The organism is Vibrio makurazakiensis, assembly GCF_050337375.1.
GTDB lineage: Bacteria > Pseudomonadota > Gammaproteobacteria > Enterobacterales > Vibrionaceae > Vibrio > Vibrio makurazakiensis.
This window is the reverse complement of sequence record NZ_JAKJSW010000153.1, coordinates 1-10460: the sequence shown is the minus strand read 5'-3', so window position 1 is coordinate 10460 and position 10460 is coordinate 1. Positions and strand designations below refer to the sequence as shown.

Genomic DNA, 10460 nt, shown 5'->3' with positions numbered 1-10460 from the left:
ACTATAAGTGAATAATAACGAATAAATACTCAGTATAAACTGGGAAAGCATTAAAATAACCTACCTATATAAAAGCATATTAACGCAAATATAACCCCAAACTAGAATGGGCTGATTTTAGTGAAAAAAGGAATATAATCTTATAATTGTAGATTTTATATCCAAAATACAGCCGCTAGTTGATTAAATACACCATTTTGAAAACTTGCATATTCCGACCAAGCTTGTCATAAATAGAAGTTGGATTAAAAGTAAGGATGCAAAATGAGTAAGCTGTACGTTGGCTCCGAAGTTGGTCAGTTAAGACGAGTTCTATTAAACAGACCTGAACGAGCACTCACCCACCTCACCCCTTCAAACTGTCATGAACTTTTATTTGATGACGTTTTAGCTGTAGAAGCTGCGGGTGAAGAACATGATGCTTTCGCCTCTACCCTACGTAATCAAGGTGTAGAAGTATTGCTACTGCACAATCTATTGGTAGAAACATTAGAYGTTGCAGAAGCTCGTGAATGGTTGCTCAACACGCAGATTTCCGATTTCCGCTATGGGCCGACTTTTGCGCGTGACTTGCGTAAATACCTGGCTGAAATGGACAACGAACACCTTGCAACAATCTTGCTAGGTGGCTTGGCTTATTCTGAATTACCGATTAAGTCATCGTCGATGTTACCGAAAATGCACCGCCCATTAGATTTCGTTATTGAACCGCTACCGAATCACCTTTTCACTCGTGATACCTCATGCTGGGTATACGGTGGCGTTTCTCTTAACCCGATGATGATGCCTGCCCGTCAGCGTGAAACTAATCATCTACGTGCTATTTATCATTGGCACCCAGTCTTCGCCGGTCAAGATTTCATTAAGTACTTCGGTGATGAAGATCTTCATTACGACAATGCCAACATTGAAGGTGGTGACGTACTGGTTATTGGTAAAGGCGCGGTACTTATCGGTATTTCTGAGCGTACAAAACCACAAGGTGTTGAAAACCTAGCAGCGAACCTATTTAAGTCAGGGCAAGCAACTGAAGTCATCGCGATTGACCTTCCGAAACACCGCTCATGTATGCACTTAGATACAGTGATGACTCACATGGATATCGACACGTTCTCTGTTTACCCAGAGATCGTGCGTAAAGACCTAGATACATGGCGCCTAACACCAAAAGAAAATGGTGAAATGCGTGTTGAGAAAGCAGACAACTATTTAAGTGCCATTGAGAAAGCACTAGATGTTGATCACCTAAAGATCATTACAACTGGTGGTGACAGCTACGAAGCTGAGCGTGAGCAATGGAATGACGCAAATAACGTGCTTACCGTGAAACCGGGAACCGTCATTGGCTACGAACGTAATGTTTACACCAACGAAAAATACGATAAAGCTGGTATCGAAGTTCTGACTATTCCAGGTAACGAACTTGGACGTGGTCGTGGTGGTGCTCGTTGTATGAGTTGTCCAATTGAGCGTGACGGAATTTAACCTCTAATTCCATCATAAGATTGACTAAAAGCTGATGTGTTATACATCAGCTTTTTTTAGCTTCAATTAAAAATAATTATTCACAAAAGTAGCATTTATATGTTTAACTAGGTTCTAATTTGACTCTCTAAGCTCAAGGAGCGAGATATGGCGTTTAATCTTCGCAACCGCAACTTTCTAAAATTACTCGACTTCACACCAAAAGAAATCCAGTTTTTACTCGATCTTTCTACCGAGCTGAAAAAAGCTAAATATGCAGGAACTGAGCAAAAGAAACTGTCGGGCAAGAACATAGCACTTATCTTTGAGAAAGCATCAACACGAACTCGCTGTGCCTTTGAAGTCGCAGCTTTCGATCAAGGGGCTCAAGTTTCCTATATCGGCCCATCCGGTTCCCAGATAGGTCAGAAAGAGTCGATGAAAGATACCGCGCGTGTACTAGGAAGAATGTACGATGGCATTGAGTATCGTGGGTTCGGCCAGGATATTGTCGAAGTTCTCGGTGAACACGCTGGTGTCCCTGTCTGGAATGGCCTAACCGATGAGTTTCATCCTACTCAGATTTTAGCCGACTTCCTCACTATGCTTGAGCATGGTCGTGGCAAATTATTACACCAAGTATCCTTTGCTTATCTTGGCGACGCTCGTAACAATATGGGTAATTCATTAATGGTTGGCGCTGCAAAAATGGGCATGGACATTCGCCTAGTTGCCCCTCAAGAATTCTGGCCAGAAGAACAACTAGTTCTACAATGCCAGGCAATTGCAGAAGCGACTGGTGCAAAAATAACACTGACAGAAGATGTAGCTGAAGGCGTAAAAGGCTGTGATTACCTCTATACCGATGTTTGGGTTTCTATGGGCGAAGCTCCTGAAGCTTGGGATGATCGTGTAGCGAAAATGAAGCCTTACCAAGTCAATATGGACGTCATCAAGCTTACGGGTAACCCACAGGTTAAATTCATGCACTGCCTACCCGCTTTCCATAACAACGAAACGGTGATCGGCCAGCAAGTTGCTGATAAGTACGGTATGAATGGGTTGGAAGTGACAGATGAAGTGTTTGAGTCTGACTACTCCATTGTTTTTGATGAAGCGGAAAACCGTATGCATACGATCAAAGCCGTTATGGTCGCAACACTTGGCTAATCAGCCTGTCTCTGTAAAAACAAACGGATGAACAAGACAAATACGCAGACAGTCAAAAGCTTGATGTAATCGCTTGCGMTCACAAATYKAAMGCGTATAATTCTCGGCAATTTGTCTGAGAGTAGTGAAAATGACACCAATCAATATCGTGAAAAAATCGAATATTGCTCGTAAGCTAGCATGCTTGCAAGGTCGTCTATTCTGCTTTTCAGCACTTTTTTAAAGCCTCCCATTATGGGGGGCTTTTTTATGGCTAATACATTATTGTGGGGAAGAAGATCATGGCAAATTCGCTCTATCAAAAGCACATCATCTCAATTCCAGAGCTTTCTCGTGAAGAGCTTGAATTGATTGTTCAGACTGCTGGTCAACTTAAAGCAGAGCCAAACCCTGAACTAATTAAAAACAAAGTGATTGCGAGCTGTTTCTTCGAACCTTCAACTCGCACACGTCTTTCTTTTGAAACAGCTATCCAACGCATTGGTGGTGATGTTATCGGCTTCGACAGTGGTGGTAACACTTCACTGGCTAAGAAAGGTGAAACACTAGCAGACTCTGTACAGGTTATCTCTTCTTACGTAGATGCTTACGTAATGCGCCACCCTCAAGAAGGCGCAGCTCGCCTTGCTTCTGAGTTTTCTAACGGTGTACCTGTAATCAACGCCGGCGATGGCGCTAACCAACACCCGACACAAACCCTACTCGATTTGTTTTCTATTGCAGAAACTCAAGGCCGCTTAGATAACCTAAATGTTGCGTTCGTTGGCGACCTTAAATATGGCCGCACAGTACACTCTCTCACGCAAGCTCTAGCGAAATTCAGTAACATTCGTTTCTACTTTGTCGCACCAGAAGCACTGGCAATGCCTGACTATATCTGCGAAGAACTGGACGAAGCAGGGATTGAATACAGCTTACATACAGACATGGAAAGTGTGATCCCTGAACTCGATATCCTTTACATGACCCGTGTACAAAAAGAACGCTTCGATGAGTCTGAATATGCGCACATCAAATCTGCTTATATTCTTAATGCTGGGCTTCTTGAAGGAGCACGTGAAAATTTAAAAGTTCTACACCCACTTCCACGCGTCGACGAAATCACAACAGATGTAGATAAGACACCACATGCTTACTACTTCGAGCAAGCTGAAAATGGTGTTTATGCTCGTGAAGCATTACTCGCTCTTGTGTTAAATGAAACCCTGTAATCACGGAGATTAATCATGACTAAAGAAACTCAATTGCAAGTTGAAGCAATTAAAAACGGTACAGTTATCGATCACATCCCTGCCAACGTCGGTATTAAAGTACTGAAGTTATTTGATATGCAGAATTCTAATCAACGAGTGACCATTGGTTTAAACTTACCGTCTTCAGCTCTGGGTGGCAAAGACCTGCTAAAAATTGAAAATGTCTTTGTAAGTGAAGAGCAAGCTAATAAGTTGGCACTTTATGCACCACATGCAACGGTCAACCAAATTGAAGATTACGAAGTCGTTAAGAAGCTCGCTTTAGAGTTACCTGAACAAATCAACGATGTTTTTGAGTGTCCAAATACCAACTGTATTACGCATAATGAACCTGTTGAAAGCAGCTTTAAGATTTTTGAAAAGAACGACAATGTTCGTCTTAAATGCAAATACTGTGAAAAAGTATTCTCGCGTGAAATTGTGACAGAAAGATAGGCATCACTGTACTTCATTTCATCTCCCCGAGATTGAGTGTCAAAACTATGAAATACCTCGCTTGTGCGGGGTATTTTACTCTTTACCTCTCAATAGTTTGAAGGCACACTGAATTTCGCTTTTACCCTATAAATAGATGGAATAACACATGACTAAAGTACTTCACACAGAATCAGCTCCAGCAGCAATCGGCCCATATGTACAAGGTGTTGACCTAGGTAATATGGTTCTGACTTCTGGTCAAATCCCTGTAAACCCAGCGACAGGTGAAGTATCTGCAGATATCGCAGAGCAAGCTCGTCAATCTCTAGATAACGTTCAAGCGGTTGTTGAAGCTTCAGGCCTAACAGTAAAAGACATCGTTAAACTAACGGTATTCGTTAAAGACCTAAATGACTTCGGTACAGTAAACGAAGTATACGGCAAGTTCTTCGACGAGCACGGCGTAGCAAACTACCCAGCTCGTTCTTGTGTTGAAGTAGCTCGTCTACCAAAAGATGTTGGTATCGAAATCGAAGCGATTGCGGTTCGTAAATAGTAATAAATTACTCTGCTTCAAATACAAAAAAGGTTGCTATCACTAGCAACCTTTTTATTAACTTGAAACCTAAAACTAGCTAATCTACCAATTAGTTAGATGCGACTTTCTTTTGGTTTAACATTTCAACTTCGCTATCCAAAGCTTCAAGTTTTTCTTTCATCTGTTCGCGGCAAGTATTAGCCAGCTGACGGATATTAGACTTTTCATAACCTTCAGTACTGATTGGTGGCAGCATTTCCACAATCACATGACCATTATTCCAACGGTTAAGTTTAATCCCACCAGTCGAACTACATACAATAGGAATGATTGGTAATTCAGCTCCAACTGCTGCGTGGAACGCACCCGTTTTAAAAGGAAGCAAACCACGGCCACGTGAACGAGTCCCTTCTGGGAACATCCATACTGAAACGTCACTGCCTTTCAGGCTGTTAACGACTTGGTCAATAGTACCAACAGCTTTTGAACGGTTTGCACGATCAATTAGAATATTACCCGTAAGCCAGTACAACTGACCAAACAGTGGCATCCACGCTAAGCTCTTCTTACCAACTGTCACGACTTTAGGCGTCACGGCTGAAGATACAGTAAATAGATCCCAGTTATTTTGGTGGTTAGCAATATAAACATGTTGCCCACGAGAGTACGCATCTTCTGGGATTCGTAAATCTAAAGTAATACCGAAAACTTTAGACATGCGGCCAAAGTAACGACCGAAGGTAAATACATGTTTAGGGTTACGAGGGCTAAATAGACAATAGCCACAGCCAAACACAAACATCACTACTGCAAATATTGCCAGAGCGAGTATACGGAATAGTGCAATCATTTTTGTTCTCCACGAACCTAAGTCACTTTGCTAACTTAGTACTACTTATAGAAAAGCCGAAACCTAAGTTTCGGCTTTAAGCTTAATCCAAACTATTCGTCAGTTTAACCTGACTCGCGAAAACGCTCAATATTTGCGCCTAGTGCTGATAGCTTGTCTTCAATTTTGTCATAACCACGATCGATGTGATAAATACGATCTACGATGGTTTCACCGCTCGCAATACAGCCGGCAATAACAAGGCTTGCCGAAGCACGTAGATCTGTCGCCATAACCTGAGCGCCGCTTAGCTTCTCAGTTTCACCACAGATTGCTGTATTACCTTCAATTTCTGCTTTTGCGCCCATGCGCTGAAGTTCAGGGATATGCATGAAGCGATTTTCAAAAATCGTTTCAGTAATCACACCACTGCCTTTAGCCATCATGTTCAATAAAGTAAACTGAGCTTGCATATCAGTAGGGAAACCAGGGTGAGGTGCCGTCACAATTTTAACGGCTTTAAGTTCACGATCGGTCATATCCAGACTGATCCAATCTTCACCTGTTTCAACCTTAGCACCCGCTTCTTCTAGCTTCGCTAATGCTGCTTCTAGAAGATGAGCACTGGTATTGCGACAAACCACTTTACCGCCAGATACAGCCGCTGCTACTAAAAAAGTACCAGTTTCGATACGGTCAGCAACAACACTATGCTTACCACCACCTAAACGCTCTACACCTTCGATAGTAATAGTATCCGTACCCGCACCAGAGATTTTCGCACCTAACTGATTTAAGAAATCAGCAGTATCAACGATCTCAGGCTCGCGAGCCGCGTTATCTAACACAGTTTTACCTTCTGCTAGCGTTGCTGCACACATGATTGTGATTGTCGCGCCGACACTCACTTTATCCATGACAATGTGAGCGCCTTTCAAACGGCCATCAACACTTGCTTTTACATAACCATCTTCTAAAGCAATGGTGGCACCAAGTTGCTCTAAACCATGAATATGTAAATCAACAGGACGGGCGCCAATCGCGCAGCCACCTGGTAATGAAACTTGACCTTGACCAAAACGAGCAACTAAAGGGCCTAAAGCCCAAATAGATGCACGCATTGTTTTAACTAGATCGTAAGGTGCGCAATATTCGTTAATCTCGCTACCATCAACGTGGACACTGCCATTGCGGGATACTTTTGCGCCTAAACGCTTAAGTAGCTCCATCGTTGTATCAATGTCACGTAAGTGAGGCACGTTGCTCACTTCTACAGGCTCTTCCGCAAGGATTGCTGCAAATAAAATAGGTAGTGCTGCATTCTTAGCACCAGAGATCGTCACGTCACCACTTAGTGGTTCTTGCGATCCAATAACTCGAAACTTTTCCATTTTAAACCTTACAGAGACATCAGTTTCTTATCACGTTCCCATTCTTCAGGCGTGAAAGCCTTGATAGAAAGAGCGTGGATATCGTTACGTTGAATGTATTCCATCAATGGACCATAGATCAGCTGTTGCTTCTTAACACGGTTCATACCTTCGAAACATGGATCTACGGCGATAACTTCATAGTGGCTACCTTCACCTTTCGCGATAATCTCTTGAAGGTTTAATGCCTCTGCTAATAATTCTTGTACTTTTGTGCTGTCCACAAATTACCCCTGCCTAATCTTTTATATGTTCTGCCATCAATGGCTGGATATTGCTCAATTGGAACAACGTTCGTAATTGTTCTGGCACGAAACTGAGCATTATATGACAGTTTTGATTTTTTGCATGCTCTATTAAGTGAATTAGCATCACCATTCCTGCAGAATCGATACGTTTGACACTTTTTAAATCAACCTGAGCACTTGTTTGAACAAACTTTGAACAAGATAACGTCTTCCACAATGCGGGAACACTTTCTCGATCTAGATCGCCACTCAATTCAAAGTCGCTTTCATTCAGCTCTTTCCATTGAGAGTGCGTCATTACAGCTTGCTCTCAAAACGAATCGGCTGTTTAGCCAACTCTTCTAGCTCTTCAGCTACCGTAATAATGCCCTGCTGACGGATTTTAGTATTCCATTCAGATTGCTTACTTGATAGTAGGCTAATACCTTCTGCTACCATGTCGTATGCTTTCCATTCACCCGTTTTCTTATCTTTACGAAGCTTAAACTCTAACTTGATATTTGGGCGCGGCGCATCAACGATATCGACCTTTACACCTGTAATCCTACTTGAATCTTTGAGCTTCGGCGCCGGACCAAACTCAATGGTTTGATTCGTATATTGAGTAAGAACCTGAGCATATGAAGTCACCAAGTAATCTCTAAATGCATCAATAAAAATACCGACATCTGCTTTCTTGGCTCCCTTTAAATTAGGGCCTAACAATTTCAATGCTGCGTACTTCGAATTGACATAAGGCATCAACTCTTCTTCAACAATCACCTTCAATAACTCAGGGTTCTGCTGAATATTCGCTTGTTCGCTTTTAAGACGCTCAAATGACTGTTGAGCRACTTGTCTCATCATCTCGTAAGGTTGAGTACGGTCGATCTCTTCAGCAAGCAATTGAGATGAAAAAAGAAACGTAGTTATTACTAAAAATAATGTCTTCATGCTTATTCCTTCTCTGCCGACTCGTCTGAACCGCCAACGCTATACAGTACCTGACCAATCAAATCCTCTAAGACTAACGCTGATTTAGTATCTTCAATGTAGTCTCCATCGACTAGCATCTCTTCATCTTCAAAGATGAAACCGGGAACAAGGCTTATGTATTGCTCACCGATCAAACCAGACGTAAGGATTTGAGCGCTCGATGTATCTGGGAATTGAGAGTACTGACCATCAATTGACAAGGACACGACTGGTAAATAGCTTTCAGGATCTAATTGAATACTATTCACTCGTCCTACGACAACACCGCCAACCTTAACGGGTGAACGGACCTTTAAACTACCAATATTATCGAACGTTGCTTTAAGGTTGTAAGTATTACCCGAACCAATACCTTTAACGTCAGCTACTTGAAAAATCATTACCAAGATTGCGCAAATACCAGCAAGCACGAAGCTGCCTACCCATAACTCTAATTTTCGTGTTTGTTGCATGATTAATTCCCGAACATCAATGCTGTAAGTACAAAATCTAGCCCTAATACCGCTAGAGAAGAATGCACAACCGTGCGTGTTGTTGCGCGGCTAATACCTTCCGAAGTTGGTACTGCGTCATAACCGTTGAATAAAGCAATCCAAGTGACAGTAATGGCAAATGCCATACATTTGATCATACTGTTGCCAATATCACGACCTAGCTCTACTGACGACTGCATTGCAGACCAGAAGCTCCCATGATCGATACCTTTCCAATCAACACCGACCAATTGACCTCCCCAAATACCAACCGCCATAAAAATCATAGCAAGTAACGGCATTGAAATAAGACCCGCCCATAATCGAGGTGCAATGACTCGCTTTAAAGGGTCAACCGCCATCATTTCTAAACTAGATAGCTGTTCTGTTGCTTTCATTAGACCTATTTCAGCAGTCAATGCGGAGCCAGCTCGGCCAGCAAACAATAATGCAGTCACAACGGGGCCAAGTTCGCGAAGTAATGACAAAGCAACCATTTGACCTAAGCTGCCTTCAGCGCCGTAATCGATCAAAATGACATAGCCCTGTAAGCTCAGCACCATGCCAATAAACAAACCCGATACGATAATAATAGCCAGAGACTGTACGCCAACACTGTAAAGCTGCTTAGTTAACAGTGGAAAGTTCTTGAACCTAGGGACACCAGCTAACGCACCAAATAGCATCAAACTTGCTCGGCCAAATGCTTCACATATTGCAAGCGAGCGTCTACCAACACTTGCGACATAATTTGAAATCATATTAGAACAAATCCTTTTCTAAGCTTTTTGCTGGAAAGCGGAATGGAACTGGTCCGTCGGCGTCACCCTGAAGAAATTGCTGAACTCTAGGGTCGGAGTTTGCTCGCAGTTCATCAGGTGAGCCGCTTGCTATCACTTTTCCATCGGCCAACAGATAAACTAAATCAGCAATACTCATAACTTCTGGTACATCATGCGAAACGACGATAGAAGTTAGATCCAACGCTTGGTTTAAATTTCGAATCAGTTCAACCAAAACCCCCATCGTAATTGGGTCTTGGCCAACAAACGGTTCGTCATACATGATAAGTTCTGGGTCAAGTGCTATAGATCTCGCGAGCGCCGCACGCCTTGCCATGCCACCCGAAAGTTCACTTGGCATCAACTCAGCAGCCCCTCGAAGACCAACAGCCTCTAATTTCAGCAAAACAATAGTACGAATTAATGCTTCATTGAGTTCCGTATGCTCTCTTAATGGAAATGCAACATTGTCAAAAACGTTAAGGTCGGTGAATAGCGCCCCCGACTGGAATAGCATGCTCATCTTTTTTCGAGCACGATACAATTTGCGACGAGATAATGATGGGATATTCTCACCGTCAAACCAGATATCTCCTGACTCAGGAAGGATTTGACCGCCGATTAAGCGCAATAGCGTCGTCTTACCAATCCCCGATGGCCCCATAATGGCGGTTATTTTTCCTTTAGGGACTTGTAAGGTGACATTATCAAAAATAGTTCGATTGCCTCGTGAGAAACTGAGGTTCTCTACTCTCACAAGTTCAGTAGTAGGCATAATTTCGCAGTTATCCTTGCTCTGAAAGCACTAGTAATTAAGGGTATCATAAGCACTATAGTGCAGAATTAAAAGCACTGTTCGATTTATTGGCTCTATACTAAAT

13 protein-coding genes are annotated in these 10460 nt (G+C 42.5%); 5 read left to right on the top strand and 8 right to left on the bottom strand.

Features of this window, described 5'->3' with window-relative positions; genetic code table 11:
• Positions 1 to 264 precede the first annotated feature (264 nt).
• From arcA to L4C33_RS15640, 5 genes are all read left to right on the top strand, one after another.
• Complete coding sequence (arcA, locus tag L4C33_RS15660; protein ID WP_428813351.1) at positions 265 to 1485, top strand: arginine deiminase; 1221 nt, start codon at positions 265 to 267, stop codon at positions 1483 to 1485.
• Positions 1486 to 1632: 147 nt separating this feature from the next.
• Complete coding sequence (gene argF, locus L4C33_RS15655; RefSeq protein ID WP_428813350.1) at positions 1633 to 2634, top strand: ornithine carbamoyltransferase; 1002 nt, start codon at positions 1633 to 1635, stop codon at positions 2632 to 2634.
• A 281-nt stretch (positions 2635 to 2915) separates the two neighbouring features.
• A complete protein-coding gene (gene pyrB / locus L4C33_RS15650) occupies positions 2916 to 3845 on the top strand; it encodes an aspartate carbamoyltransferase (protein ID WP_428813349.1) in 930 nt (309 codons plus the stop codon).
• A 15-nt stretch (positions 3846 to 3860) separates the two neighbouring features.
• Positions 3861 to 4322, top strand: coding sequence for an aspartate carbamoyltransferase regulatory subunit (pyrI, locus tag L4C33_RS15645; RefSeq protein ID WP_428813348.1), 462 nt, complete (start codon positions 3861 to 3863; stop codon positions 4320 to 4322).
• A gap of 148 nt (positions 4323 to 4470) precedes the next feature.
• Complete coding sequence (locus tag L4C33_RS15640) at positions 4471 to 4860, top strand: RidA family protein (RefSeq protein ID WP_004735319.1); 390 nt, start codon at positions 4471 to 4473, stop codon at positions 4858 to 4860.
• A 91-nt stretch (positions 4861 to 4951) separates the two neighbouring features.
• On the opposite strand, the gene L4C33_RS15635 is transcribed toward L4C33_RS15640, so the two are convergent.
• From L4C33_RS15635 to mlaF, 8 genes are all read right to left on the bottom strand, one after another.
• Positions 4952 to 5692: a 1-acylglycerol-3-phosphate O-acyltransferase gene (locus tag L4C33_RS15635; protein ID WP_428813347.1), complete on the bottom strand. Its 741-nt coding sequence runs from the start codon at positions 5690 to 5692 to the stop codon at positions 4952 to 4954.
• 104 nt (positions 5693 to 5796) lie between these two features.
• A complete protein-coding gene (gene murA, locus L4C33_RS15630; RefSeq protein WP_428813346.1) occupies positions 5797 to 7062 on the bottom strand; it encodes a UDP-N-acetylglucosamine 1-carboxyvinyltransferase in 1266 nt (421 codons plus the stop codon).
• Between the two features lie 8 nt (positions 7063 to 7070).
• Entirely contained in the window at positions 7071 to 7325 is a 255-nt protein-coding gene (gene ibaG, locus L4C33_RS15625; RefSeq protein ID WP_428813345.1) for a BolA family iron metabolism protein IbaG, read from the bottom strand.
• A gap of 13 nt (positions 7326 to 7338) precedes the next feature.
• On the bottom strand, positions 7339 to 7647 hold the full coding sequence (locus tag L4C33_RS15620) for an STAS domain-containing protein (RefSeq protein ID WP_428813344.1): 309 nt from the start codon (positions 7645 to 7647) through the stop codon (positions 7339 to 7341).
• Positions 7647 to 8282 (bottom strand): ABC transporter substrate-binding protein, encoded by a 636-nt coding sequence (locus L4C33_RS15615; RefSeq protein ID WP_428813343.1) that lies wholly within the window; start codon positions 8280 to 8282, stop codon positions 7647 to 7649. Before L4C33_RS15615 ends, L4C33_RS15620 begins: the two co-directional genes overlap by 1 nt.
• A 2-nt stretch (positions 8283 to 8284) precedes the next feature.
• A complete protein-coding gene (gene mlaD / locus L4C33_RS15610) occupies positions 8285 to 8776 on the bottom strand; it encodes an outer membrane lipid asymmetry maintenance protein MlaD (RefSeq protein ID WP_428813342.1) in 492 nt (163 codons plus the stop codon).
• Positions 8777 to 8778: 2 nt separating this feature from the next.
• The gene (mlaE, locus tag L4C33_RS15605) at positions 8779 to 9558 is read right to left on the bottom strand and encodes a lipid asymmetry maintenance ABC transporter permease subunit MlaE (protein WP_428813341.1); all 780 of its coding nucleotides are present in this window, start codon (positions 9556 to 9558) and stop codon (positions 8779 to 8781) included.
• Between the two features lies 1 nt (position 9559).
• The gene (gene mlaF, locus L4C33_RS15600; protein ID WP_428813340.1) at positions 9560 to 10354 is read right to left on the bottom strand and encodes a phospholipid ABC transporter ATP-binding protein MlaF; all 795 of its coding nucleotides are present in this window, start codon (positions 10352 to 10354) and stop codon (positions 9560 to 9562) included.
• Positions 10355 to 10460: the final 106 nt, after the last annotated feature.